The organism is Paraburkholderia sp. 32, from assembly GCF_050435345.1.
GTDB classification, from domain to species: Bacteria; Pseudomonadota; Gammaproteobacteria; order Burkholderiales; family Burkholderiaceae; genus Paraburkholderia; species Paraburkholderia tuberum.
In genome coordinates, this window is the sequence record NZ_JBNDKD010000001.1 from 1,229,079 (window position 1) to 1,254,684 (window position 25,606).

General features: G+C 58.4%; 20 protein-coding genes and 2 pseudogenes. 10 read left to right on the forward strand and 12 right to left on the reverse strand.

Annotation, left to right across the window (positions count from 1 at the left end; all coding sequences use genetic code 11):
• The first annotated feature begins 100 nt into the window (after positions 1-100).
• A complete protein-coding gene (locus tag OKW26_RS05865; protein ID WP_429352968.1) occupies positions 101-1,147 on the forward strand; it encodes a phytoene/squalene synthase family protein in 1,047 nt (348 codons plus the stop codon).
• A 184-nt stretch (positions 1,148-1,331) separates the two neighbouring features.
• Positions 1,332-1,580, forward strand: coding sequence for a hypothetical protein (locus tag OKW26_RS05870; protein WP_129961873.1), 249 nt, complete (start codon positions 1,332-1,334; stop codon positions 1,578-1,580).
• Positions 1,581-1,854: 274 nt separating this feature from the next.
• Here the strand turns inward: OKW26_RS05870 and OKW26_RS05875 are convergent, their stop codons facing one another.
• Positions 1,855-2,169 (reverse strand): DUF4148 domain-containing protein, encoded by a 315-nt coding sequence (locus OKW26_RS05875; protein WP_184024579.1) that lies wholly within the window; start codon positions 2,167-2,169, stop codon positions 1,855-1,857.
• Positions 2,170-2,678: 509 nt separating this feature from the next.
• Entirely contained in the window at positions 2,679-2,969 is a 291-nt protein-coding gene (locus OKW26_RS05880) for a hypothetical protein (RefSeq protein ID WP_429354251.1), read from the reverse strand.
• A 10-nt stretch (positions 2,970-2,979) separates the two neighbouring features.
• On the opposite strand from OKW26_RS05880, the gene OKW26_RS05885 reads away from it, so the two are divergent.
• The 3 genes from OKW26_RS05885 (at position 2,980) to OKW26_RS05895 (ending at position 8,328) form a co-directional block, all read left to right on the forward strand.
• Positions 2,980-4,215, forward strand: a complete 1,236-nt coding sequence (locus OKW26_RS05885) for an ABC transporter substrate-binding protein (protein ID WP_429354183.1) — start codon at positions 2,980-2,982, stop codon at positions 4,213-4,215.
• Positions 4,212-7,160, forward strand: a complete 2,949-nt coding sequence (locus OKW26_RS05890; protein WP_429352969.1) for a bifunctional diguanylate cyclase/phosphodiesterase — start codon at positions 4,212-4,214, stop codon at positions 7,158-7,160. The genes OKW26_RS05885 and OKW26_RS05890 overlap by 4 nt, the downstream gene beginning before the upstream one ends.
• A gap of 517 nt (positions 7,161-7,677) precedes the next feature.
• The gene (locus tag OKW26_RS05895; RefSeq protein ID WP_429352970.1) at positions 7,678-8,328 is read left to right on the forward strand and encodes a hypothetical protein; all 651 of its coding nucleotides are present in this window, start codon (positions 7,678-7,680) and stop codon (positions 8,326-8,328) included.
• 469 nt (positions 8,329-8,797) lie between these two features.
• Here the strand turns inward: OKW26_RS05895 and OKW26_RS05900 are convergent, their stop codons facing one another.
• Positions 8,798-9,100 carry a VF_A0006 family four-cysteine protein gene (locus OKW26_RS05900; protein ID WP_184046296.1) on the reverse strand — a complete coding sequence of 101 codons (303 nt, stop codon included), beginning with the start codon at positions 9,098-9,100 and terminating at the stop codon, positions 8,798-8,800.
• A gap of 572 nt (positions 9,101-9,672) precedes the next feature.
• Positions 9,673-9,858, reverse strand: a complete 186-nt coding sequence (locus OKW26_RS05905; RefSeq protein WP_184061621.1) for a hypothetical protein — start codon at positions 9,856-9,858, stop codon at positions 9,673-9,675.
• Between the two features lie 1,119 nt (positions 9,859-10,977).
• On the opposite strand from OKW26_RS05905, the pseudogene OKW26_RS05910 reads away from it, so the two are divergent.
• The 3 genes and pseudogenes from OKW26_RS05910 (at position 10,978) to OKW26_RS05920 (ending at position 14,392) form a co-directional block, all read left to right on the forward strand.
• Positions 10,978-11,917 (forward strand): annotated as a pseudogene (locus OKW26_RS05910) (nitrilase-related carbon-nitrogen hydrolase).
• Between the two features lie 167 nt (positions 11,918-12,084).
• A complete protein-coding gene (locus OKW26_RS05915) occupies positions 12,085-13,401 on the forward strand; it encodes a hypothetical protein (protein ID WP_429352971.1) in 1,317 nt (438 codons plus the stop codon).
• A gap of 508 nt (positions 13,402-13,909) precedes the next feature.
• Positions 13,910-14,392 carry a 2OG-Fe(II) oxygenase gene (locus OKW26_RS05920; protein WP_429352972.1) on the forward strand — a complete coding sequence of 161 codons (483 nt, stop codon included), beginning with the start codon at positions 13,910-13,912 and terminating at the stop codon, positions 14,390-14,392.
• 243 nt (positions 14,393-14,635) lie between these two features.
• On the opposite strand, the gene OKW26_RS05925 is transcribed toward OKW26_RS05920, so the two are convergent.
• The 6 genes from OKW26_RS05925 to OKW26_RS05950 all read right to left on the reverse strand — a co-directional run bounded on the left by OKW26_RS05925 (position 14,636) and on the right by OKW26_RS05950 (position 21,366).
• On the reverse strand, positions 14,636-15,280 hold the full coding sequence (locus tag OKW26_RS05925) for a hypothetical protein (protein WP_429352973.1): 645 nt from the start codon (positions 15,278-15,280) through the stop codon (positions 14,636-14,638).
• A gap of 433 nt (positions 15,281-15,713) precedes the next feature.
• On the reverse strand, positions 15,714-16,235 hold the full coding sequence (locus OKW26_RS05930) for a hypothetical protein (RefSeq protein WP_429352974.1): 522 nt from the start codon (positions 16,233-16,235) through the stop codon (positions 15,714-15,716).
• 471 nt (positions 16,236-16,706) lie between these two features.
• Positions 16,707-18,023 carry an MFS transporter gene (locus OKW26_RS05935; protein WP_429352975.1) on the reverse strand — a complete coding sequence of 439 codons (1,317 nt, stop codon included), beginning with the start codon at positions 18,021-18,023 and terminating at the stop codon, positions 16,707-16,709.
• 298 nt (positions 18,024-18,321) lie between these two features.
• Positions 18,322-19,248, reverse strand: coding sequence for a ketopantoate reductase family protein (locus OKW26_RS05940; protein ID WP_184061626.1), 927 nt, complete (start codon positions 19,246-19,248; stop codon positions 18,322-18,324).
• Between the two features lie 11 nt (positions 19,249-19,259).
• Positions 19,260-20,339: an isocitrate/isopropylmalate dehydrogenase family protein gene (locus OKW26_RS05945; protein ID WP_184061627.1), complete on the reverse strand. Its 1,080-nt coding sequence runs from the start codon at positions 20,337-20,339 to the stop codon at positions 19,260-19,262.
• Positions 20,340-20,460: 121 nt separating this feature from the next.
• The gene (locus tag OKW26_RS05950; protein ID WP_184061628.1) at positions 20,461-21,366 is read right to left on the reverse strand and encodes a LysR family transcriptional regulator; all 906 of its coding nucleotides are present in this window, start codon (positions 21,364-21,366) and stop codon (positions 20,461-20,463) included.
• A gap of 566 nt (positions 21,367-21,932) precedes the next feature.
• Here OKW26_RS05950 and OKW26_RS05955 point away from each other — a divergent pair.
• Positions 21,933-22,931 (forward strand): methyltransferase, encoded by a 999-nt coding sequence (locus OKW26_RS05955; protein ID WP_429352976.1) that lies wholly within the window; start codon positions 21,933-21,935, stop codon positions 22,929-22,931.
• 171 nt (positions 22,932-23,102) lie between these two features.
• Positions 23,103-23,618, forward strand: a complete 516-nt coding sequence (locus OKW26_RS05960; protein ID WP_429354252.1) for a hypothetical protein — start codon at positions 23,103-23,105, stop codon at positions 23,616-23,618.
• A gap of 24 nt (positions 23,619-23,642) precedes the next feature.
• Here OKW26_RS05960 and OKW26_RS05965 read toward each other — a convergent pair.
• A pseudogene (locus OKW26_RS05965) lies at positions 23,643-23,804 on the reverse strand (MFS transporter); the annotation flags it as partial.
• A 198-nt stretch (positions 23,805-24,002) separates the two neighbouring features.
• Complete coding sequence (locus OKW26_RS05970; RefSeq protein WP_429352977.1) at positions 24,003-25,547, reverse strand: alkaline phosphatase family protein; 1,545 nt, start codon at positions 25,545-25,547, stop codon at positions 24,003-24,005.
• Between the last annotated feature and the right edge of the window lie 59 nt (positions 25,548-25,606).

Consider the following 25,606-nt stretch of genomic DNA (forward strand, 5'->3'; position numbering starts at 1 on the left):
TGGTTCATGGTGTACCGGGTGACGCGCCTCGCCGTATACAATTCGGCAGCGCCTGATCCCAGCGGGCTTTCCCCCGCCTATTTGCCAACCGATCCAACCCATGCCGAATCCGACCCGGGCCTTTCTTCTCGGCCCGCTCCTGAAAGGCGTTTCACGCTCCTTCTATCTGACGCTGCGCGTGCTGCCCATCGGCATGCGCGATCCGATCGGCCTTGCGTATCTGCTCGCGCGCGCGGCCGATACGATTGCGGACACCTCGCTGATCGCGCCGGGCCAACGCCTCGAATTGCTGCTCGCGTTGCGCGATCAGGTCAATGGCGTGGCCGTCGACAGCGCGCCGTTCCAGCGCATCGCCGCGGAAGTCGCGGGTCAGCAGGCGCAGTCGGATGAAAAGCTGCTGCTCGAATCGTTGAGCCCCGCGCTCGACGTGCTCGCGCAACTGAGCGAGTCCGACCGCCACGCGGTGCGCGCGATCGTCACGACGCTGACCGAGGGCATGGAATTCGATCTACGCACGTTCCCCGACGAACGCTCCGGCCAGATCGCGGCGCTGCGCGAATACGACGAACTCGATCGCTATACGTATCTGGTCGCGGGCTGCGTCGGCGAATTCTGGACCACGATGACTTACGCGCACATGCCGGGCACGCTGAAAGAACAACCCGACACGATGAAGCAGCGTGGCGTGCGTTTCGGCAAGGCATTGCAAATGACCAACGTGCTGCGCGATTGCGGAAAAGATTTGCGCATCGGCCGCTGCTATTTGCCGCAGAGCATGTTCGAGCGCCACGGTCTGAGCGCGCGCGATCTGCTGCAACCGGCCAATTCGATGCGCGCGCGGCCGCTGCTCGTCGAACTGCTGCGCAAGACGCTCGATCATTTCCGCGCGGCGCTCGACTATACGCTCGCGATTCCGGTGAGCGCGGTGCGCTTGCGGCTCGCCTGCCTGTGGCCGATCCTCATCGGCCTCGACACCTTACTGCTGCTCGCGGATAACGACGCGTGGCTCGATCCGGCGAAAGTGTCGAAGGTGACGCGCCATGACGTGTATCGGATCATCGCGTCATCGCTGCTGCTGGTGCCGTCGAATGCGCTGGTGCGCCATGCGATCAATAGCCGCATCGCGCGGATCGAAACTCGGCTGTAGGCGTAAACGCCTACGGTTGCGCGCACAGTCACGCGCATCGAATAAAACTGAATCGCTTCAATGCACTACGAATCGCCCGCAGTAGCCGCGATTTATTCTGGATCATTGAATCTTCAACAATCGGGAAAGCCCCAGGCCACTGCATTCGCGCTTCACGTTAGTCTCTTCGAAAAGGAGGCGACCCATGCGACAAGCGTTCAATATTGCGTTGGTGCTTTTGCTTGGCTATCTGATGGCGGATCGGGCGTTGATGCGTGCGCAGGCGGGCGAGGTCGGCACGATTACGTGTCACCAGGGCGCGGCGCTCGTCAAATCGGACGCGTTGAAAAAGGGCTTTGGTGACGCTGGCGCGAGCGCGCAGAGCGAGAGCTTCCTGTCGAGTTGCCTCGTGACCGGGCGCGGCCAGGTCGGCAATCTGATCGCACGCGACTGAGCGCGGGCAGCTGAGAATTCATCGCGACGCACGCAGAGCGGCGCGAAAAAGCGCCCAGACCGTGAAGGCCTGGGCGAAGTCATCGGGAGCCCGATGACGGAGGTAACCACATACGAACTGGCCCGCGCTCGGAGATACCCGAGTCGCGGGCCAGTTCATTTGAATCGGGGTGCGCGTCGCAAGGACGCGCTATTTGGAAGTGCTCGCGGTTCGTTTCGCCGTAGGGCTTCGTGGCCACACAGCTGCGCTTGACGAACCGCCTGCCACCTACCGCTTACTGACCGAAGTAGACCGACTTCGGGCCACTCGTCGGAGCCGCATGGCTCGTTTGCGACGTACCGCTCACCACACCACCGAAGCCGGTAGCGGCTTGACCGACGCCGTTTTGCGCGTCGACGCGGGCTTGCGCAGCCTGGATGTCAGCCGGGTAGTGCGGGTCGGCGTGACCAGGTTGATAGCCGGCCTTTTCCAGTTGGATCAGTTCGGCGCGCACTTGAGCGCGGGTCACGGGCTGGTTGGCTTGCGCGAACGCGGCGACCGGAGCGGCGACAGCGACGGCGATGACAACGGCTTGAATCAGCGATTTCATGATACTTACCTCCAGTTCAGGGTTTTATCTTGCTGCGAACTTGCTTGTTCGTAGTCAGTGATTGCATTGTAATTTGGCGAACTGGACAGAGTAAGTCGTGAGGTAGGTAATGTTTGTTGCTAAAATTGATATAAAGCGACGGAACTTTTAGGGTTAACGCGTAGACGTGTGGCCGGTGTCACAGGAAATGAAAACTATTCGAGGTCGGTGAACGACTGCTAGCACAGTTCGTGATTGATCCGGGCGGTCGACATCCCTTGCAGGAGTAAGGTGGTCCGCGATTGCCTCAAATCGACCCCAAGCCGACCGTGAACCCATCACCACATATTCGGCAGCTTCCAAACTACAGCGGCGATCCATTCCTGCCAGTCGCTCGGCGGGTCATCGGCCCTGAGCGGACGACCGGAAGTACAGGCGTTCCCTTCAGTTAAAGTATCTGCGTCTGTTGCCGATATGCCGTGTGAGTGCCTACCCGTCAAGAGCTCTAAGCAGCCCTGTTTTATAGACATTCAGGTGCCGATCGATAGGCGTCGTCGATGACAAAAGATCGGCCGGCAGCGAGAAAGATTTGTGATGAAATGCGCAGCGGCATGCCGGGCTTCGTCACAACTGACCGCTGCAGGGACGCCGCCATGGTTATGCAAGTGATTCGACCGCGATGAAAGTTTCACCGGTTTGCCGTCGAATGCGCCCATAGCCTCTGCCGAGGGCCGCCCAATCCAAGCCGAATCTGAAAAAGTGAACCCCACGTGCGACAACACTGAGTTTGGCTCCTTGCTGTCGGTCTTGGCCTGTTTCATTCTTTTCTCGTTGTGCGGTTGCCATCAGCGAGACCACGATTCTTCGAACACGAGCGGGCCGGCCAGTACCACCATCACCGCCTTGATCTGGGCTCCTGACTGGCCGGAAGAAATGCTTCAGATTGCTGCCGAATTCAGCAAGCTGAATCCGGACATACACGTGGATGTGCAGTTCATGATTGGCAATTCGGTGGAAGAAAATATCAAGCCGCGGATCGCCTCCGGCAACTTGCCCGATCTGGTGAGTATCAATCCGAATGCCTACGCGGCCGACCTGGCCGATCAAGGGCTCCTAGCCGACGTTAGCAAGACAGCCGCCTGGAACAACATGCTCGATCCTCTCAAAAAAGACTGGACCAGTCGCCAATCCAGGCACTTTGGAATAGCGGGGGGAATGGCTACGACTTTGATCTATTACAACCAGGACATGTTTGCGAAGGCGGGGATCAGAGAGCTGCCGACCAATTTCAACGAATTCCTGGCGGTTTGCGAACAGCTCAAACGTGCGGGCTATACGCCAATAATGTGGAACGGCGGCTTCCCAAATATGCTCGGCAACGGCCCCTTCAGTTCAGGCTTTGCTAACAATGTGGTTGCGCGCGAGCCAGACTGGAAGGACAAAATCAGCGATGGCACGCTGGATTTGAACACCCCCGAGGTAGCGGATATTTTCGCCAAGATCAGGCTGATGCCGGAACGGGGTTTCGTACAGGAATCGTTCATGACAACTGGCTACGATGATGGCATACGGCTATTCAAGGAGGGCAAAGTCGCAATGGCTTTTCACGGTAGTTGGGCAGCCGGTCTGTTGCTGCACGGCAATCCGTTTGAAGTTGGCGTGCTCATCCCGCCCTGGAACGCGCCAGGCGAGCAGGTGGTGCCCGTGATCGGCAGCGAAACCGGGTTTGCGGTGTCGGAAACGCCCAACAAGGCCGCGGCAATGCGTTTTCTCGAGTTCGTCGCTGGGCAGGGGTTTTCCATCCTCCAGATCAAGCGCCAGAACATTTCCCCATTCAAGCAGTTCCCGGGCATGGTGGTGAGCGATCAGAAGATTGTCGACTACACGAACATGGTCAGTCGCTATGCTGTGACCGGCAGCCCGTACTATTCGTTTCTACCTTCCAATTCCATCGAGCGCTTGCATCGATTGATACAGGATGTGCTGTTCAGGAAAATAACGCCAATGCAGGCTGCAAAACTCCTGGACGAGTCTGTTAAGAATGAAGCGAAGATGCACTACAAATGAGCCCACTGATCGCCTGGCTGCGAAGCGCATTCGCCTACTTCTCGTTGGATCTGCTGCGCCGGGTCGAAATTCGCTACCGGCTGATAACCGCGTTTATCCTGCTTTCGCTGATACCGATACTTGTCTCCAGCTACATTTCGTATGTGGAGTCAACAGCAGAGTTCAAGCACAAAGCGGAGATATTTTCCAAAGAGGTAGTCAAACAGGTATCCAAAAACATCTCGTTGCGGATGGAGCAGATCGAGACGGAGAGCAGTCTTCTGGTGCTCTCCGATCAGGTTCAAGACGCGCTGACCCGCGTCGCACACGGCAATGAAAAGGAGCAGAGCGAAGCTCGCCAGGATCTGACCCGACTGCTCCTGGAGCACTACGGCGCGGTTGATTTCATCAATCAGAAATATTTGCTCGACAAGGACAACCGGATCACGGACACCCAGGCGTTCGCGCAATTGACGCGAAGTGTGGTGCATCTGGTCCAACAGGCTCCCGATCGAAATGGCCGGCCTTACTGGGGCAGCTATGACAACGGGGCCGGTCAGCAAGATCTCGGGATGGTGCGCGCCATCATCGGCAAGAGCGACAATCGACAGATCGGTAATCTGGTTCTAGTGATTCGCCCCGAGTATTTCTCATCGATTTTCAATGACGTCGCCGTGGGCAGTGGAACGGAGATCTATGTACTTGACGCCAGCAGCGACAAGCTGATTGTTCGTGCCGACGGCTCTTCAATGAGCACCGACGGAAAGGCTGAACCGGGTCTGCTCGAAAGAATCACAAACGCCGATCCGCACGGCGAGCCAAATGGCTTCGTCGACTTCCATGGCAAGAATGGCGACCGATATCTCGCTGCATACACGGGTATCGCCGGCACAAAATGGTTTGTGGTCAGTACGATCCCGGAGAAGAAGTTGACGGCGGAGGCACAGTCCGTACGCGATCAGATCATACTGGTGGGCATTTCGGGGTTTCTGCTTTCGATCTTCCTCGCCAACTTCATTTCACACAGCATCTCTGTACCGCTCAAAGATCTGGTGCGAAGGATGGACGACACCGGTAGCGATGCAGGCGCAGAGGCGGAGGCATCGGTGGACGCGCGCAGTGAGATTGGCGTAAAGGATGAATTGGGCAGATTGGCGCACAGGTTCGAACGAATGAGTGCGGCGATCGGGCAGAAGATCCAGAAGATCAACGAGATCAACGCTACCTTGGAGCAGACGGTCATCGAGCGAACGGCCGAGCTCGTCGCCAAAGAGCAGGAGTCGCGCACGTTGATCGAGAATTCACCTGACACGATCACGCGCTACGACCGGGAGCTGCGCCGCACCTACGCCAATCCGGCCTTCTGTGTCTCGGCGGCCCGCAGCCTTCGCGAATCGCTCGGCAAACGGCCCTCAGAGATACCGGGCGGTGCTAACGCGCTGGCTTACGAGAAGAAGATCAGCGAAACCATTGCAACCGGGAAAAGTCGCCAATTCGAACTGAGATGGCTCAGTAAGGACGGACAGGAACAGTGCAGCCATATCAGGCTCACTCCAGAGATCGACGCGTCGGGCGAGGTGAACTCCGTGTTGGCGGTCGGTCGTGATTTGTCGGACCGGATGGCATTCGAGGCAACGATATGGAAACAGGCTAATTACGATGCGCTGACCCATCTCCCGAACCGCCAGATGTTTCATGCCCGTCTCGAGCACGAAGCCGGCGTGTCCCATCGCTCCGGGCGGCCGATGGCCTTGATGCTGATCGATCTCGACCGCTTCAAGGAGGTCAACGACTCGCTCGGACACGATATGGGCGACATCCTGCTGATCGAGGCCGCGAGGCGCATTACCTCGTGTGTGCGTGAATTCGACACGGTCGCTCGACTTGGCGGTGACGAGTTCACGGTGATTCTGCCCGAGTTGGACGACACCGGGAGCATCGAACAGATCGCGAAGACGATCATCGCCGCGCTGGCCCAACCCTTCAAGCTTGGTCCGGACGAGGCTTTCATTTCTGCGAGTGTCGGAGTCACGCTTTACCCTGACGACGGGACAGAACTGGATGTTCTCTTCAAGAATGCCGACCAGGCCATGTACGCGGCGAAAGCCGCGGGGCGCAACCGTTTCCACTACTTTACGCCCGAGTTGCAAGTGGCGGCAGAAAAGCGCCAGCGTCTCACGAGCGATCTACGTACCGCCCTGCAAGTCGAACAGTTCCGTGTTTATTACCAGCCTATCGTCAATCTGGCGACTGGCGAAATTTATAAAGCTGAAGCGCTAATTCGCTGGCTGCACCCTGTGCGCGGCACGATCAGTCCATTGGATTTCATCGCATTGGCCGAAGACACGGGGCTCATCGTTCCGATCGGCGATTGGGTGTTCAAACAGGCCGTGCGCCAGGCGCGTCAATGGCGCCGACGATTCCATCCATCGTTTCAGATCAGTGTGAACATTTCACCGGTGCAGATTCGCCAGGACAATCTGGTGTGTATCCAATGGTCGGAATACCTCATTCGGCAAGGCATGCCTAGACAGAGCGTGGCAATTGAAATAACCGAAGGGCTGTTACTGGACGCCGAATTGAACGAGAAGTTGCTGAGTTTCCGCGAGGCAGGAATCGGGATTTCGATCGACGACTTCGGGACCGGTTACTCGTCCTTGGCCTATCTGAAGCGCTTCGACATCGATTATCTCAAGATCGACCGTTCATTCGTACAGAACCTCGGTTTCGACGGCGGCAATCAGGCGCTCTGCGAAGCAATGGTCATGCTCGCTCACAAGTTGGGATTGCAGGTTATTGCCGAGGGGGTCGAGACGACGGATCAACGTGATTTTCTCGCCGCCGTGGGTTGTGACTTTGCGCAAGGCTTTTTGTATTCGGAGCCGGTTCCGTCTGATCAATTTGAGGAGCGGGTGTGGCCGACAGCCAGGCAGGCGGCTCACCAAGAGGTGCGCGACGAATCGTGAGCTATCGCCGAACGAGTGTATGCCAGGTATCGAGAAACGAGCCCCGGTCACGGTAGTCTCGAACGGTCGAAAACAGTTCGACCTCAGTCTTCCGAGTTTTCGGGAGAAGCCATTGGACAGGCTGCGATCGGACGGGGCGCCAACGGCCGCAAAGGCCGGTCTCGCGACAGACGGACTCAACGCTCGAAAGTCCGTTTGCAGGCTTGAAGATACGCCTGAACGTGTATATCGAGGCATCGACCAACGGCGGCTTGTGGCCGAACCCAGTCCGACGTTTAACACGCCGAGTGAGCCGCCATTCATCAGTCCGCGTCGGGCAGAGGTCGACCCATAAGGGCAACTCAATTGCACTCGCGGCGAATGACGGGTTTTGGGTAGCCGCCGCCATATAATCCCTGGATTCGAAGAAATCGAGGAAGCAATGACAATGTGTCCATTGGTTCGAATATTCCCGCACCAAAGACGATATAGTCAGCGTGATAACCGACTACACCAAAAAATCGTGGAATAGCGTTTGATGACACGCGACCGGGAGCCAGACGAGATGACCCTTGAGGAGTTGTACGATCAAGCAATCGGCAACATGGAACGCACCGTCCATCGTCTCGCCCAACGCCTTCCCCAACCGGAGATGGTTACTGTCGGCAAGACTGCTATCGGCTTTCGGTATTCCGACAAAGGCACACCTCAGGCAATCGTGCAGAAAATGGCCCGAGTAGTTAGCTCACTTAGGGCGGCTAGACTGCTACTTGCGCACGGATTCATCGGGGAGCAGGCCGCGATGCACCGAATGATTGATGAAGCCGAACAAGACATAAACTTTCTTTCACTCGGCATGGTGTATGGCGAGACCGAGCTGCATAGGACGTTCCTTGAAAACTTTTATCAAGAAGAGTTTGAGGACCCGACTCGCCCTGTTCAAACGAGAATCAAGCGCGGCAATGTTCCACGGGCGCGAATCCACGCATACCTGGCCCAAAACCCAGCAGCCGACGCGGACCCAAGCACGGCCTCCACGACGATGCAGACCATCCATAAAACGTATTCTGGCTACATCCACGGCGCGTCACCTCATCTGATGGAAATGTATGGAGGTGGGCCAGCGAGGTTTCATATGGCAGGAATGCGCCGAAGCCCGTTGTGGCAAGACCACGCGGACGATCTCTAGAACTACATATATCGCGGTATTTTGTCCTTTGGCATGGCCGCGAAGGCGTTCGGCGATGAAAAGCTCTTCAGCCAGATCCGCGCTTACGCTCACGAGTTCGAAAGGAGTGAGCCACGATGAAGTAACATGCAGATCACTGCGTTCACCGTGTTCGCGGTGCCAACGACACAACGAGCCTTACTATGCGCGAAGGTCCGTTGCTTGAGCGGAATAGCCGTTCTAGCGTCCGCGCGCGTACGCCAGCGAGTGTCAGCAACTGGCCGCACCCGGTCCGACGATGAGCTGACGGCGTGCTCCGCCATTGATGCCTCGGGTCGGGCAGCAGTCGGACCCGAAGCGGACCTTGGCATTTTCCGGAAGCAGCCGTTCGTGCCAGTGTCTCGCCACGTCTCCACGGGGCGAGGTCAATGAACGCAATCGAAATTAAATCTTGCGAATCTCAGGGCTGCAATCGTCAATGGCGTCCGTCCTACATCTGATTTTGACGTCGGCATGCATGCAGTATCTCGTTGACCGCAAATGCTCCTCTCACGGTCTGCACATTTTGCAGGACACACAGGTGATACGCTCTTTCGCGCGGCAAAAGCATTGCGCCATTTCTGTAAATCGCGTCGCACGAGTTGCTGATCTGGCGAGCCGCAAAGCTGCTCTGACTGTTTCCCAACGAATGCAGAATGCATTGATCGTAGTCTGGATTATCACTACCGTACGCTAGGGCCGAGAGCGGGGTGGCGAGCGTGATCGAGAGAAACAGATAGGCGAGTTTGAGCATGATTGCGACCAAGACTCAGGGATATAACGGCGGGCAGTTACCGATTATCAGCGATTCAGGCGTCAGTGTCGAATGACCGGTGGTGGCAGGGCCGAGTCAAACACTCGGCCCACCTATGTGAATGCCTCAGACCGACCCTCAACGGCCAGTCACGGTGCGCGCTCTCGCTCGCAGAAAACTGACCGGTCCGTACGTTCAAGTGGCATTTTCGGGAACAACTATTCGACTTAGCCGCCGCTGGCCGGTCGCCACACCGACGGCGGCTTAAGCCAACAAGGTGCTGGGACCTGCGTCGTCATGGTGTTTCGCGTCCGCGGTCCGCGTGGGAGTCCGTTGTTTTACGAGGAGAAAAGTTGAGCACGCCTGGTGAGGAACCGGAAGCCTAGTACCTCATCGATCGTGAACAAGAAGACGGTCGTAATGCCCTCAGAAAGAATGCTCACGCTCACAACAACCCGTCGAATTGAAGCGGAACGGTCGGTATCGGGGCAGCGCAGATAAAGTCACCGGAAGCGAATTCAAAGAGGCCCCTCGTTGGCGGGGCCTTGAGCTACGAAATCACCGTGTTTCTGTTAGTACGTCACAGAAGTCCCACTGCCAGTAAAACTGTGCTGGGTAGGAGCGTCATTTGCATAGTCGCCAACGGCCTGGATGATGTTCACGATCTGCTGCGGCAACCTGCCGCCGCTGACGGCGGTCATTGCAGTACGATCCATCTCAACGACTACGGGGAGGTCTTTGATTACCAGCGCGTTCATTTCGATTCTCCAAGGGTAAATTAGTCAGTCAGGAATGTCAGAGCTTGTTTTGAGGGTGTAGATACTCCTCGATGAGGATCAAGGCAAAGTGCGTGCCAAACGGTGGCACCGCGGTAAGCGATCACACAACTAATTGAAAATATTGGATTTTTAATGGCGACCAGTGCGAATTGGTAGACAGACATGCGCGCTGCGACCGGTGGGTCGGATCCAACTCTCCGTCTGGCGCTGTGGGTTAGATCGCGACACATGCGGTCCGCCTCCGTATCCCGTGTTTGTACGATGTCCTCGAGGCTTAGAATCCGATCGAAGCCTGAGGACAATGAGTCTGTCGCACGGTCGCTGAGGGAAACGCCGATTCGCTCCGCGGCTTTCCTCGTTTCAATGACGGGAGATGCTGTCAGTCAGCGAGAAATTGCCCGGCTCTTCGATGTCTATCTGCACAAGCCGTTCTCCTGCGAGGCACTCATGCAGGTCATCGAAGACGCTCGCTGCAGCAGCGATGCGAATACTCGCCAAGCCGCCTGGACTAACTGTTGTCGACGGAAGCGCATACAACCCATAGTCGGAGGTTCAACGGCAAGCCTCTTCCGGGTCACGGAGCAAAGCGAGCGGCAGCTTTCAGCATGAAAGCGACTTTTGAATGTCTGGCCGAGTGAGCGGGCGACCGGCTGAACATGGCCGAGAGCGCCACTTCAAATGAAGGTCGCGCGAAGCGGGCGTGAACGGCAACGTCTGTTTTTCCGTATTCAAGGGCGCGGATGAGACAAGCGTGCCCCACTACACAGGCAAATCCAGCGTCGAAAGGCTTGTGCGAGCCGTCTGTGCATATGGCGAATGGCATATAGCAGGGAGTACCGCCGCGTCTAAACTGAAATTGCCGCCACATCACGATCACGACTTTTCTCTGCCCACATTCCGACGTGTCTGGGTCCTTCGGCGCAGTTGCCGGACTCGACGAATCAATCCACCTGCCTTTGTCATCCGCTGAAAAGGGCGTAGAGACGGGCTGACGGGCGTTCAACGATGTGAGATCTGAACCATGGCCAGAAAATCTACGCGCGCACCAATTCTCGCTCTTTAATAAAGTGAACTAACGCCTTTGAACCGGAGGTCAGAATGGAGCAAGTTCTGCGTGCAGCGGTCATGCAAACGGGATCGGCCATGTTCGATGTCGAACGAACGCTGGCCAAGCTCGAACGGGACGTAGTCGCGGCGTCGAAACTCGATTCGCAATTGATTGTGTTCCCGGAAGCCTTCGTATCCGCCTATCCCAAGGGACTGCATTTCGGCGCTCCCGTCGGCGAGAGGACGCCTGAAGGCAGAGAGGACTATCGCCGGTACTTTGACAGCGCCATCGAGGTGCCATCCGTGTGGACAAATCGAATCGCGCAGATCGCAGGCGACCTGAGGCAATACCTGATCGTCGGTGTGATTGAGCGCGACGGCGGTACGCTCTACTGTACTGTCATCTTCCTGGCGCCCGATGGAATACTGCTGGGAAAACATCGAAAGCTGATGCCCACAGCGGCCGAGCGGTTGATCTGGGGGTTTGGCGACGGGTCGACGCGTTCCCGTATTTGATACGCCTTTCGGTCGGCTGGGTGCGGTGATCTGTTGGGAAAACTACATGCCGCTTTTGCGCATGGCCATGTACGCGAAGCGAATACAGATTTATTGCGCGCCGACAGCGGACAGTCGGCCCACCTGGGTTGCTTCAATGCAGCACATTGCGATGGAAGGCCGCTGTTTTGTGCTCTCTGCGTGTCGGCATTTACGGCGCCGCGATGCGCCGGACAACTATGCTGCCGTCCAGGGCAACAATCCGGATACCGTCCTCATGCGTGGCGGCAGTTGCATAGTGGGACCACTAGGAGAGGTGCTTGCCGGGCCCGTGTTCGATGAAGACGCCCTGCTTGTTCACGAACTGGATCTCGCTGACCTCGCGAGGGGAAAATACGACTTCGATGTCGTAGGGCACTACGCACGTCCGGATATATTCCGCCTCCATGTAAATGAGTCGGTTACCCCACCCGTCGTCTTTGAGCAGAACCGTTGATTGCGCCTTGTCGGGCTGTTTCTCCGAAACGGCCTCGCACGGATGCCTAACGTCGGTCGCGACATCACCGAGGACAATCGGTCTCAGTATGCATTTCATTGCGGCACTTCACCGTGCCTTCCTGAAACAGGCGAATGATGCCCGGTTCTCGGGCGATGGAGGACGCTATGTATTCCTTGTTGCCAATATTGGGACCTGATCCTGACGCCCCCGTGAGCGCGGAAGCATACTCATTGGGTAATGATGGTCAGGCAGCCGGAACCACATTTGTGAACGACGAGGGGCAATCGCGGCCGGTTGGCGCGCAATGGCTAAACGGCTGGCTTACCTCTACCCTTGCGCCTCCGAATCACACGACCCTCTGGGGTATCAACGACGGCCTTATCGCTGTGGGCAGCATGACAACGGACAACTACGCAACCGAGTCCGCCATCATCGTCGACGCCGGGAATGTGACTGACCTCTCGAACCTGGTCGGGCCGATCTCATGGGCGGCCGATGTCAACGATCAGGGGCTCGTTTGCGGCGGCGGCACTAACGGAGAGGGTTTCCTGTTCAGCGTGCCCGCAAACCGTCTCGTTGCCACTGTTCCGGCGCTTAATCTTGCCGTGATAAACAACCAGGGAGAAGCAGTTGGCTTTAGTGATTCCGGGAAGCCGGGAGTACATAGCGTCGCGAGCGGCGCCACAAAGATGCTGGATGCGATGGAAAGCGCGTACGGCATTAACGACGCCGGGGTAGCCTGCGGAGCAGCCGGCACGCCGCCCACATACAAGGCCGTTCCGGGAACGTGCGACACACGGCAGGCGACGCCGGTCTTTCAGCCTATCCCGCTGCCCGCTGGAGCAGCCGAGGGTACTGCAACGGCAATCAACAACAGTGGTGATGTGGTCGGCAGTTGCGTGTTTGACGATCCGTCGTTAAACAACGGCTTTCATTTTGGAGCTTTTCTCTATCAAAACGGGACGACGACGCTTCTGGACAAGCTGATTTCGGATCCCGGATGGCATCTGGAGGTTGTGTTCGATATCAACGCTAGCGGACAGATCATCGGGATGGGGAAGCAGAACGGCACTTTGACGGCTTTCATGCTGTCACCCACGACGAGCTGGCCATGGTGGCATTTTCCGTTGCCGGTACTTGTAGGGCGCCTTCTCGGGGGTGTGGCCGATGACGCAGGTGGTTCGCTAGTTCTTGGCGGAAGGCCGATTCCAATCGATCCGTGGGGCCCCTGGCTGCAACTACAGCCGGAAAAGCGCGATGCGCTCATTGCACTAGCGATCGACGAGATCGCGAGTTCTATCTTTGACGAAGCGACCCGCGTGCAGGTGCGAACGACGTTGGTCGAAGCCGCAACCAGCCGCCTGAAAGGTATGAATGTCAGACGCGGTCGAACCGGACCGCGGCAAACCTCGAAACGAAACGCGGAGATTCCCAGAAAGCACGGGCTTCCGGTGAGCTGGCTAAAGAAGTTTGGCCGCTAGCGTCAACCTGGCGGATTCAACCGGTCGATGCAATAGTTCGATCGAATCGTTCAGCCGGTGTTTCGTAATCCAGGGTCTTTCGTGGTCGCTCGTTCAGCCTTCGTCCCACTCGTGTAGACTGCGCGGTTGTCCCAACAGATCGACCACCTCGGCCCGGCTCTTCCTCCTGGGTCCGGCGTGTGTCAATGCCCGCGTTCGACGCGCCCCCGACAACGCTTGATGGTTTTGACCAGCTGGTAGCAGACCCGAGCGAGTACTCGATCGAGCCGCCAGCGGAAGAACAAATAAAACGGATGCATTTCTGGAACACCCCCTGATTGAAGCGGAAATCGAATTGCTGGTTGATTGCCTGATCGGCGACGCCGCGCCGGACGAGGCAATCGATGTCGCGTCGAATTCCCGATCCAGCGAATTCGACATCGCGACACGCGCGCTCGCCGTCGACGGCTGGTGTGTCGTGTCGAACTTTTTGTCACAGAGCCAGACGCAGGCCTTATCGACCGAATGCATGGCCATGCACGACGCGCAGCTGCTGACACCAGCCCGTGTGGGGGCCAATCGCGCTGCCACACTTTTGCGCGGCGATAGCACGCACTGGTTCCAACCCGACGCGCTGAGCAAGCGGCAGCAGGCGTTCGCCGATCGCATCGACGCGCTACGGAACGCGCTCAACCGCGACCTGTTTCTCGGTCTGGTCGATAGCGAATCACACTACGCGATATATCCGCCAGGTGCCGGATACGCACGCCACCTCGACTGCCTGCGTAACAGCGACAGCCGCGTGATTTCCGCTGTGTTCTACCTCAACGAAGCGTGGCAGGACGCCGAGGGCGGCGCACTGCGGCTATACCTTGCCGATCAGTCTTATCACGACGTCTTTCCGCGCGCCGGAACGCTGCTCTTGTTTCTCTCGGCGGAGTTTGAACACGAGGTGCTGCCCGCCACGCGCGACCGCATGAGCATTGCATGCTGGATGAGGCAGCGGGTGTAAGCCGAACCGCGTGCGCATCTGTGGTTAGCGTCCAGGATCGCGCCCTTTCGGATCAGCTTGACAATCAATTGCCGGATTTCGTTAGTGTCCAGTTCGGCATGGTGCCGATGGCATACGCGCGAAGCCAACGCCGAGTCACGACAATGTGGCCGAGCTCGGAAGCTCAATCAAGCCGTGAGCCCTCCTTTCGCCCCCGTCACCCTGGGTGCAGCAGACGCGTGAACAGAGTCCCCAAAAAGTAGCTCAGTGTTGGAGATTTTCCTCGCAATCTTCCCAGTACCGAAGCGGGTCGCGATGTTGTGGATAGTGTAAGTTGAGCCACTCTGACAACCGGGCCCAATCGGGATGGTTGGTACCAGTTTGAGCCGACCAGATCGACGACCTCTCAAGTACTCGACCGTTCGCGCGATCACGGACGAGCAAGCTGCCCAGTCCGCTTGAACTGTTCGTCTGTGACTCAACCAGATACCGCGGCAGAATCCTGAGCTCAGCATCCTCGGCCCACCCGTATATGGCGCGGACCACGCCGGACGGATCTCGCAACTCTATGGGTCCGCTTTCCGGGCGAACGGCTGTCCAACCTTCAGGAAACTCAGTGACAACCCCGTTTTTACCTTCCCTTACCCACTTCGCCCGCCATGCCCTCGCCATCGACTCGCGCATGCGAGATACCGACTCGTAGGCAGCAGGCAACTCGATCGCCATCGGAAGAGTAATGAGGTTGTCTTTCCAGAGTTTGGCTTCGTCGTCGACGCGCTCGACCTCGTCGAACACCCCTGCATCGAATGGGTTCTCTGGCCGGCTCGATACTTTCACGTTCCCATTAGGCAGACCCTCGAAAAGGCGCTCAGCATCATGGCGGGTAAGTTTCGTCTTTCCTTTCTTCATTTGGCTCTCTGCAACAAGGTTGTCGCTAACGCGTAGGCCATAACGACCGAAATCGGGCGCCACTTCCTCTCACGCGCGGTTGAAGATGCTCACGATCCTATTCTGCGCTATTCGCATGTTATACCGGCTTGCGCGGCGGCAATGGCACGGCTTATGCCGCCGCTCCTGCCGCCGGACATCAGACGGGTCGATCCTCGCACAGGATCAGAGGATGAGCGGACGGGCGTCTAACGATTCCAGCAAACTATTGCATCCACCGGTTGAATCCGCCACCCTTTGCAGACGGTCACGATAAGTGGAATTCTACGGCCGGTATCAGAGGCGATTCAGCCACTTGGCACGCCTGCATTCCGACTAGCTTCTCCCGCGCCCCGGAAGGAATTGACCCAGTTATCAAGCAAGCGCCGTGGCGGCTGATCGCAAAGGCTTACCACTAGAATTCGGACTGCGGGAACGGCGATGCACCATTGAGCCAGTCGTAATGCTCAACATTGACTCTTGACTTCAGTACACCTTTGTTGCGAACGTTGCCGTCGTCATCTTGAGCGTTATCCGACGAAAATCTCAGCGCCACACCGACGGTGGCGTCCGCAAACCGTGCTGTCAGATTTGCGCTGCTCGTGCAGTCTACCGGTGCACTCAGGGTGCCGGTTGTCACGATCGCTCCTCTTTCCAGCGTCCGACCTTGGCGCGCGAACTCCTTCCAAAGGAACGCAAGGGATTCAAACGGCCGAGTTCGATCATCGCCATTAAGCGTTGATGCGATACGCTCACCGTTGCGCCAGATGCCCGCATCCTCATCAAAGGAACAATCATCTGCAAAGGGGATTTGCTCGCCGCAGATTAGTGCGTGGAATCCAAGGTTATCGGCAACGAAGCTAGGCTGTGCGACTGCTTTCCTGTCGATGTATCGGCTACACACGACCTCGATGGCAACAAAAGCACGATCAAGCATTGACGTATCGAACGCTTCTTTTGCAGGAGAAACCGTGCGACCGAAGCGAAAAGCAACCTCGGTTTCAAGCGTCGCACGACTATCGACGCGAAAATTGAGGATGCTGCCCGAAGGTGGGGACTCGCGATTGGACCAAGCACCCGGTGGCAGGAGCGTTGATTAACTCGCCGCGCAGTCCGCGCGGCGAGGCACCCGCGATTTTCCATCCAATCACTGGCTCGCCGATACGCTCGACAAAAAGCGCCTGTGCGGCGTAGCCGCCACTCAGCGAACTGGGTCTTGATCCGGGCGGCAAGTCTCCAAGCCCCAGCCCGGTCTGCCACGACCATTCCAAGTGGGCCGCGGCGGCAGCGGGATCGAAACGCATCTGTTCCATTCCTTCAACGTAGGCGTGCTCTGTTACACAGTGGACGAATAGCTCGGGGAAAAGGAAGCCCCGCCCTAACGGCAAGGCTGTCGTTCCGAGTTGGCTTAGACGTCCTTGGCTCGAAGTTGAGCCGGGAAGGCCCAGATAGCGATCGCTGCGCAAAGCACGCACAATGCGACGATCGTGTAGAGCGCAGGAGTTGTGCTTCCGGTCAAATCGCTAATACGGCCGACCATCACAGGGCTGACGATGCCGCCCAATTGCCCGATCGAATTGATCAGTGCGATACCGCCCGCAGCACCCACACCGGTCACAACCTTAGGCGGGAGTGTCCAGAACGCCGGAATCGTGGTCAGCATGCCCGTACCGAGAACAATCAGGGCGACGACCAGCGCAACCGGGTTCTTCGCGAAGATGCCCGCGCCAAGAAAGCCTAAGGCGGTGAGCAGCATGCAACCTGCGAAAACCATTCGACGATTCCCAGAACGATCGCCCAGCTTGCCCATCGTGAGCATCCCGATGCCACCAAACAAGTACGGGAGGGCTGTGAGTAGACCGATGGTAGAGGGGTCTTTAATTCCCGACGAGCGAATGAGCTGTGGCATCCAGAAGTTCATTCCGTAGGACGCGATCTGAACGAGGAAGTACGCCAGCGCCAGAATCAGGAAGGCCTTCGACTTCAACGCACCGAGAAACGAGTGGCTTTCGGCCTTCTTCGCGTCGGCATCGAGTTTGGACCGCAAAAGAATCTTCTCGTCGTCATTGAGCCATTTGGCATCTTCGACACGATCGTCAAAGCGGAAGAGCACCACGAACCCCAGCAGCACGCAGGGCAAGCCACCGATCAGAAAGATCCAATGCCATGCGGCCATGCCCATGAAGCCATCGAAGTGCGAGAGGATGAAACCCGACAAAGGTGCACCGACGACGCCGGAGAACGCCAGGGCGAGAAAAAGCAGCCCACTGACTCGGCCGCGATGCTTCGCAGGAAACCAGGTCGAAAGGTAATAGAGTACGCCTGGTGCGAAACCCGCCTCCATCGCGCCGATGATAAAGCGAGCAATGTAGAACTGCGTCTCGCTCCGAACGAAGACCATGCACGCCGTGGCGATGCCCCACGAGATCATGATGCGCGCGATCCATTTGCGCGGTCCGACACGAAAGAGAAACAGATTGCTCGGAACTTCGCAGGCAACGTACCCCACTACGAACAGGGCAGCACCCAGGCCGTAGGCAGTATCGCTCAGCGCAAGCTCCTTCTGCAGATGAAATTTCGCAAAGCTGATGTTGATTCGATCAAACCATGCGAACAGATAGCAGATGATGATGAGCGGAATAACGCGAAGTTTGACCTTCAACATTAGCGCTGTTTCGGCATCGCGTATTGCTACGCCACCTTCCAATGCCTTATTGATTTGCATATGCTGCCCCTTATGTCTCTGGTAAAGGGTAGGTGTCGCGGCGTTGTTTTAACGCAGCGTCCAAAACCGTATGTCCGGGTAAGTTCGGCTCGATAGGAACGGCTCAGTTCAACTGCGCAGGCCCGGAATCTTTTTTTGCGTTCTCGTTTCCAAGGAGCTGTTCCTGCACGCGACTGATTCGCTATTTGCCTTGGCGGCTCATGATTGTCTCCATTTCGCTTGTTTAGTATCGGTGCGATGCACCTGTCACTGTCGGACGAAGAACGACACCCACCCGTTGCCGGGTGGGTGGATCTCATTACTTGGTGAAGTTGGCTTCGCGCGCCTTGATGATCGCGACTACCGTGTCATTGACAGGAGTCGGCACGCCGTACTTCCTGCCTTCGCGGGAAATTGATCCGTTGATCGCTTCGACTTCGCCGCGACGGCCGAGGTTATAGTCGAGCAGCATCGAGGGGCGAGCATTGGGAATCTTGCTTCCAAGCTTGCGAATGTGCTCGATCGGATCGCCCACATCGAGGCGGATGCCAGCGGCTTTCGCCACCGCAATCGCTTCTTCCGCCGCGCCCTTTGCTACACTCCAGGCACTGGGGTTCGCCATTACTTCGCCGATGGTCATTCCCGTTGCACACGTGGTGCCCGAGAACGCGACGTTCATGATCAGCTTTTCCCAAACCATCTGATCAAGATCGCCGAAGATCGCAACCTTGAAGCCCGACGAGCGCCAGATTTCAGCAGACGCTTCGAGGTCATCACGCGACAGACCACGATAAGCGCCGAAGCGAATCATTTCCATGCCGTTGTGGTGTGCATGACCGGGTGCGCGAATCGATGCTCCAAAGCCTCCTACAACGCCTATCGCGATCCGGTTCTCTCCGAGGATCGTCGCAGCCTTTTCGGCAGACCCCAAACCGTTCTGAATGGTTTGAACAACTGTCTTCGGACCGAGGAGTTGTTCCGAGGCACGAGCGGCAGCCTCAACGTCGAACGCCTTCGTCGCGATGATGACGAGATCGCACTCGCCAATACCATCGGTTGTCGTGCTGGCGTGAATCGGCACCGTGCGGTCGCCGCTGGCACCTTCAACACGCAGTCCTTTCTTTTGCATCGCGGCCACGTGATCGGGCCACAGACAGATCGCATGTACTTCGTGGCCGGCGCTCACCATCAGACCAGCGTATACGGAGCCCATTGCTCCGCTGCCTACAATCGCTATCTTCGCCATTTCCGTGCTCCTTAGTGGCTAAGCACGGAGATGATTGCCTTCGTGACGCTTTCCGTGTTGCCGTTGCCGCCGATGTCCGGGGTGCGCGGACCGTCTTGCAACACCTTGGCAGTCGCCTGGCGAATCGCCGCAGCAACCTTTTCGCAACGCGGATCGTCATTCTGTCGGGCGATCCATTCGAGCATCATCGCAGCGGACAAGATCGTTGCAATCGGGTTGGCTACGCCCTTGCCGGCGATGTCCGGCGCGCTGCCGTGGCTCGGCTGGAAGATGCCGTGCTTCAGGCTCACGTCGCCCGAGGGTGCGACGCCGAGACCACCCACCACACCGGCTGCGATTTCCGAGGTGATATCGCCGAAAACGTTCTCAGTCACCACCACGTCATAGCGTTCCGGGTTGGTGACAAACATCATCGAACCGGCGTCGATGTAAATCCGGGCAGTGCCGATGTCGGGGTGACGTTCCGCGACTTCATCGAACACCTTGCGCAGAAAGGCGTTGCTGCGCAGCACGTTCGACTTGTCCAGCAGCGTGACGTGACCGGGCGTGCCATGTGTCTCGCGACGCTGCCTGGCTTGCTCGAACGCCAGTTCAAAGAGTTTTTCGCTGGTAGCGCGGGTGATCGTCAGGCGATCGCTGACAGCTTCATTGCTGGATTCCTGCTTGTCGTGACGACCAGCGAACAGACCTTCCGTCGTCTCACGGATGACGAGCATGTTTACTTTCTCGGCCTTTACACGCGTCGGCACGCCGGGGAACAGCTCGCAGGGACGCAAGCTCGCGAACAGGCCATAGCGTTCGCGCAGATCGATTTGAGGCGCAATTTCGGTACCGTCATCCTTGCGAACAGTCGGCAGACCCATCGCGCCCAGGAGAACAGCGTCTGCCTCGCCGACGGCAACCGCGTCAGCTTCGGCCATTGATTCGCCAGTGCGCTGGTAGAGGTTTGCGCCTGCTTCGTAGGTCGTGTATTTCAGCTCGACGCCTTCGTTCCCAGCCGCCGCCTTCAGGACGCCAACCGCAGCGTCAACCACTTCAGGACCGATACCGTCGCCCGGCAGGAGGGCGATTTCGTATTGCGCCTTGCTCATCTTCGTGTCTCCAGATCTAACCGGCGCCGTTGCGGTGCCGTTGGGTCAAATAATGGAGAAGGCGGGCTGGTCCGTGAATTAGTCTTTCGCTAGCCAGCCGTAACGAACCGTTATGGCTGCCTTACGCGTCACGGCGCGCGGCCGCGCGAGCCTGAAGGTGCACTACAAGGCTCTCAGCCGCTGGCGAGAGGGCTTTGCGGTTGCGAATCGCGATGCCGAGGCGACGACGTGCCCAAGGCTCCTCGAGGGGCACTTCGGTAATTCCTAAGCGTTTGACGAAAAGTTTGGTGAGGTTGCGAGGGGCAACCGCAATGCCAAGGCCTGACGAAACCATCAAGCAAAGAGCATCGTAGCCGGTGACCTGTATCCGGAGCCTGAACTCCTTTTGGAGCCGATTGGCGATCTGGGTGAGCTGAGTGTTGATCGCACTCCCAGTACGAAGCCCTACGAAATCCCACGAGAGAGTCTCCTCGAACCGGGTATGTCTTCTGCCTGCCAGCGGATGGTCGCGCCGCACCACCACGGCCAACTCGTCTTCCTCATAGGGCAGAGTCTCGACGCTCTCTGCGTGAGGCTCGACAGTGAAGATTCCGACGTCTGCGGCGTTCTCAGCGACTGAACGCAGCGTGACAAGGCTGTTGCGTTCCTCGAGCCGGATCTCGACTGCCGGATGGTCGGCAAGAAAGGTCCCGAGGTCATCGGGCAGGAACTGGGTTATCGCCGAGATATTTGAAAAAACTCGCACCTGCCCCCGCGTACCGGAGGCGAAATCCAGCATCTCGCTGTGAATGTCGTCGAGGTAGTTGACGGCGCGACGTGCAAGATTCAGCAAAACATACCCAGCAGCAGTTGGCTCGACGCCTTTATGATGGCGCGTCAACAAAGTGGTTCGCAGTGTTTCTTCGAGCGCGCTGATGCGCTTACTCACGGCCGGCGCGGCGATGTGCTCTCGTTCCGCGGCGGCTGCGATGCTTCCTTCTTCGACCACAGCGATGAAAAAGCTGAGAGAAACGGGATCAAGCTTCATAGGCGGCTCTCTGGCCATTCGTTGCACGCACTAAATTCATTGCTTCAGCGTCCCTTTGGCATCAGGGGAGAAGTTTAACTGACCCACTCGTGGCGCCCCCCGGGCGAACGCCCAGTGCCCAGTGTATTGATCCCGCGCTAGCCCAATGTCAACGGTGCAATCCCTCAAAGGGCGCCTCTCGAGGTCGCACTTTGATAGCGCTTGTTCCGGTACTGATGCATCGATTCGCCTGGATACTTGGATGGCTGGCCGGTACCAGGGTGGGACTGGTCATTTGGATGTCGGATTGCGGCGGCTGTCAAACGTCGACTTATGGCCGAACCCAGAAATTCGGGTTCCGGCCGAGACTCACGGAGTGCGCCAGCGCCGCGAATTCGGGATTCCGCTGAATGCGAGCAGGCCTGCGGAGTGGCCGCTCGCCCCGCTCCAATCAGAGGTTCGACACGCAGCCATTATTCGACTAGGCTTATCAGAAGCCCCATGCTGCACAAACGCGTTGAAAACCCGCCAAGAAAGATTCGATTCAAACATCTGTTTGCAGGGTATCTCACGATAGGCTACCGACCATGGACGACATCTCTCCGCAGGCCTTCGTCGATGCCGCGATAGCCTATCAGAAGACTGCCGCGGTGAAAGCCGCCGTCGAGCTCGATCTGTTCACCGCGATAGCGGACGAGCACGGCGACGTTAAGCGTATAGCCGAGCGGGTAAAGGCCGCCGAGCGCGGTGTGCGCATACTCTGCGACTTTCTGACCGTGCACGGGTTTCTGCAGAAGGAAACGGGACAGTACCGATTGACGCCGTCGACCACCGCATTCCTGACGACTTCCTCGCCGGCCTGGATGGGGAGCATCGTGGATTTCCTGGCGGCTCCTGAAATGACGGCACTGTGGCTGGACGACCCCGCCGCGTTCGTTCGCAACGGAGGAGCCGTGGGGCTGGGCAACATCGAGCCCGAGCATCCCGTCTGGGTGAAGTTTGCGCGTGCGATGGCACCGTTCGTGACACAAACCGCACAGAGCATCGCGCAACACGTGAGTGCGCGGCCTCAGGCACCGAAGCGCGTGCTGGACATTGCAGCCGGGCATGGGCTGTTCGGAATCGCGATCGCCGAAGCGATTCCCGGCGCGGAAATCGTGGCGACCGACTGGCAACCGGTTCTCGAGGTCGCGACGGTGAACGCCGCAGCGGCCGGTGTCAGTTCGCGTTACCGCACGGTCGCCGGCAGTGCGTTCGAAGTCGATTGGGGTACGAATTTCGATCTGGCGCTGGTCACGAACTTCCTGCACCACTTCGATCCGCCAACCTGCGTGGAATTACTCTCGAAAGTCCGCAGGAGCCTCAGTCCCGCAGGGCGAGCGCTCGCGGTGGAATTTGTTCCCGACGAGGATCGCGTGTCGCCGCCGTTCGCCGCCGCGTTTTCCTTTATGATGCTTGCGTCCACGCCGCAAGGCGACGCGTACACCGCGCGCGAACTCGAGCAAATGGGCCGCGAAGCCGGCTTTTCCAACGTAACGGTGATGCCGCTGCCACCTTCGCCGCAAGCCCTCGTTGCATTCGAGTAGCGCACACCCCTCGCGCTCCAGGCACCGCATTTCGTAATGGAGACGGCGTTCAGACGATGTCGATGTTGAAGGTTGCGCTGCCGGCCGACCTGACGGTCGACGCCGGGGTGTGCTCGGCACGGGCGCGGGCGGCTATCTTCCGCCGTCGCGAACGCCCGACGACGTATGCTCTTGCTGACGTACAAAACCTGGTCGATCTTGCTCATCCTGCGGGTCGATGCCGCTCGCAGCCTCGTCGATACCGGAGAACTCTCACTTGCAGTGATCGCCAGAGAGACCGGATTTGGCGATACCGAAAGAATGCGCAGAGCATTCGTCAGGACGCTCGACCACCCCCTCATTGCTTCACGGAATTTTCAAGAAGGGTTCCGCACCTTGTCCACGGCTCAGTCCCCGCACATGGTTGCGGCGCGATTGGCAGCAAACGTGTACACGGCGATCCGTCAGCGGGCCGCGCATAATCGTTGCCTGCCTGAAGGCGGTACGTTTCAGCGGAGATCGAAGTACGGATGCCGAAAGCAGGCGCGTCCGGCGACGCCAAGCACATCACTTGCGGGCTGGATGGTCGCCACCGCGAGACCCGCTCCTGCGAACGCGCACGCGCCGGACACCAGCGCGACTCCGCGCAGCGCGTCAGTGATGGCGTCGGCTTCCGCCTTCGCCACGGGTGTCTGCGGCGGCGTATGAGCATCGCCGGCCGCCGCCGCGGCTTGCGCGTCCGGCTCCAGCAACCGCCCGGTCTGGCAGCTTGTCGCCCATCGATCCGCCCACCAGCACAAAGGACCCGAGAAAGAGCAGGTAGGCGTTGACGATCCACTGCATCGCCGCAACGCTCGCGTGGAGCTCCCTCTGAATGGCAGGCAGCGCTGCGCTGCGGCGGTCCCGAACCGAAATTCCCGGTTTCTGTGGCACGATTCACCGTCCGCTTCACTGATACCGTCACTGCCAACCGGGCACTGCCAACCGGCCACTGCGTCAAGACGATTGAAATAGTCGAAGAAATCCAAGGTCCCCGATTTCACGAACTCTGGCATCCGCCGACGTTCCGCACTACCACCGCTTTGCGGCGTGCTATTTCTCCGGGACCGGATTGACGGACGAGGCCGTTTCTTCCGCATCGTCTCGCGCGATGCCCGGCGTCGCCTCACGGACCGATTGCCGCAAACGCGTGAACGCCTGGCTCGTGCGTGCATCGCGTTGGTCGCGTGCGTCGTAGAAGTCCTTGCTGAGCCACTGGCCGAGACTCATCATCAGCGAGCCCAACGCGCTCTTGAAGCGCACCCATGCGTTGCCGGTGCGCGCCAGTTGCGCGGCCGCCTCGACCGCCTCGGCGGCGAGCCGGTCCAGTTCCGCGTGCAGATAGTCGGCGAAGTGATGCAGGCCATGCTGATTGCCATTCGACGATTTGCGCTCCAGTTCGACGTGCTGCGCAATCAGCGATTGATTGGGTACGCGAATAAACGGCGGCGTATCGGTGCGCGCGCCGCCGCCACGGCGAATCGCCACACCGAGGTTCGCGGACGCCTCGGTGCGCTTGCCGAGCGGTGGCATTTGCCACTTGTCGCACAGGTACTTCAGCAGGCTGCAATGATCGAATCGTTCGTTGCACACGCCGGCTTCGCACCACGGTGACACCAGGATGGCGGGAACACGCACGCCGAGTCGTTTGAAATCGAAGCTCGCGGTGTGGTCGTCGGGTGCGAGCACGTCGGCCGGCGGCGATACGTGGTCGTAGAAACCGCCGTGCTCATCGTAGAGGACCACCAGTAACGTGCGCTCCCACAGCGCCTGATTCGAGCGCAGCGCATTGTAGGTATCCGCGATCAGCTTCTCTGCCTTCATGATGTTGTGCGGCGGATGATCGTCGTTCTGCGCTTCGCCGAAGTACTTCGGCTCGATCAGTACGAATTGCGGAAACTGACTGGCGGGTCCCGCTGCGTCCTCGAAGAATTGATCGAAAGAGCGGTAATTCGCGAGGTTTTCCGCGCGTCGCTGGTTCTTCAGCAGCAACGAGGCGGGGAAGTCGTAGAAATAGACGCTCCACGTTTTGCGCGCGGCGTTCAGCCGATCGAAAATCGTGTCCTGATCCTGCTCGGTGTACCAGTGCGGATTGAGCCCGTCGAGTCCCGAAGGCATTCCGATCTCGCCTTTCGACGTACCCGTCAGCGCGAAAAAACGGTTGGGCCACGTCGGCCCCGGCAATGACGAGAACCACCGGTCGCACACGGTGAATTGCGAACCGAGCGTGTGCAGCGCGGGCAGAAAGCCGAGCGGGTAATAGCCCATCACGTCTTGCCGCGCGGCGAGGCTGCTCTTCGGGTAGTCGTTCACGAACGTACGCACGAAACCGCTGTTGTCGGCGGCGATCTGTTCCATCACGGCCTTGTGCTCGTGATTCGGATCGTCCTTCATCTGCCGCTCGCGCGTTTCACGCGGATAGAAGGTGTGGCCTTGACCGTCGGCGTTCGATTTGCCGGCCGCGTTGCGCACGCCGTCCAGTTTGTCGTGCACGGCGTCGAGGCAGCCGAGCATCTGGTCGAACGAGTGATTCTCCATCAACAGTAGCACGACGTGTTCGATCGGATCGTTCTGCGCGTTCTGCTCGACGTCACTCATCTTTTATCGCTCCACTCGGGACGGGATGGACTTCGCGTTGCCAACTTAGCGCAAAACGC

What these genes read in the sequence shown, in the direction of transcription:
- OKW26_RS05865 (WP_429352968.1), top strand. Translation starts at nt 101, where the DNA reads ATGCCGAATCCGACCCGGGCCTTTCTTCTCGGCCCGCTCCTGAAAGGC.
- OKW26_RS05870 (WP_129961873.1), top strand. Translation starts at nt 1,332, where the DNA reads ATGCGACAAGCGTTCAATATTGCGTTGGTGCTTTTGCTTGGCTATCTG.
- OKW26_RS05875 (WP_184024579.1), bottom strand. Translation starts at nt 2,169, where the DNA reads ATGAAATCGCTGATTCAAGCCGTTGTCATCGCCGTCGCTGTCGCCGCT.
- OKW26_RS05880 (WP_429354251.1), bottom strand. Translation starts at nt 2,969, where the DNA reads ATGAAACAGGCCAAGACCGACAGCAAGGAGCCAAACTCAGTGTTGTCG.
- OKW26_RS05890 (WP_429352969.1), top strand. Translation starts at nt 4,212, where the DNA reads ATGAGCCCACTGATCGCCTGGCTGCGAAGCGCATTCGCCTACTTCTCG.
- OKW26_RS05895 (WP_429352970.1), top strand. Translation starts at nt 7,678, where the DNA reads ATGACACGCGACCGGGAGCCAGACGAGATGACCCTTGAGGAGTTGTAC.
- OKW26_RS05900 (WP_184046296.1), bottom strand. Translation starts at nt 9,100, where the DNA reads ATGCTCAAACTCGCCTATCTGTTTCTCTCGATCACGCTCGCCACCCCG.
- OKW26_RS05905 (WP_184061621.1), bottom strand. Translation starts at nt 9,858, where the DNA reads ATGAACGCGCTGGTAATCAAAGACCTCCCCGTAGTCGTTGAGATGGAT.
- OKW26_RS05915 (WP_429352971.1), top strand. Translation starts at nt 12,085, where the DNA reads ATGTATTCCTTGTTGCCAATATTGGGACCTGATCCTGACGCCCCCGTG.
- OKW26_RS05920 (WP_429352972.1), top strand. Translation starts at nt 13,910, where the DNA reads ATGGCCATGCACGACGCGCAGCTGCTGACACCAGCCCGTGTGGGGGCC.
- OKW26_RS05925 (WP_429352973.1), bottom strand. Translation starts at nt 15,280, where the DNA reads ATGAAGAAAGGAAAGACGAAACTTACCCGCCATGATGCTGAGCGCCTT.
- OKW26_RS05930 (WP_429352974.1), bottom strand. Translation starts at nt 16,235, where the DNA reads ATGCTTGATCGTGCTTTTGTTGCCATCGAGGTCGTGTGTAGCCGATAC.
- OKW26_RS05935 (WP_429352975.1), bottom strand. Translation starts at nt 18,023, where the DNA reads ATGCAAATCAATAAGGCATTGGAAGGTGGCGTAGCAATACGCGATGCC.
- OKW26_RS05940 (WP_184061626.1), bottom strand. Translation starts at nt 19,248, where the DNA reads ATGGCGAAGATAGCGATTGTAGGCAGCGGAGCAATGGGCTCCGTATAC.
- OKW26_RS05945 (WP_184061627.1), bottom strand. Translation starts at nt 20,339, where the DNA reads ATGAGCAAGGCGCAATACGAAATCGCCCTCCTGCCGGGCGACGGTATC.
- OKW26_RS05950 (WP_184061628.1), bottom strand. Translation starts at nt 21,366, where the DNA reads ATGAAGCTTGATCCCGTTTCTCTCAGCTTTTTCATCGCTGTGGTCGAA.
- OKW26_RS05955 (WP_429352976.1), top strand. Translation starts at nt 21,933, where the DNA reads ATGGACGACATCTCTCCGCAGGCCTTCGTCGATGCCGCGATAGCCTAT.
- OKW26_RS05970 (WP_429352977.1), bottom strand. Translation starts at nt 25,547, where the DNA reads ATGAGTGACGTCGAGCAGAACGCGCAGAACGATCCGATCGAACACGTC.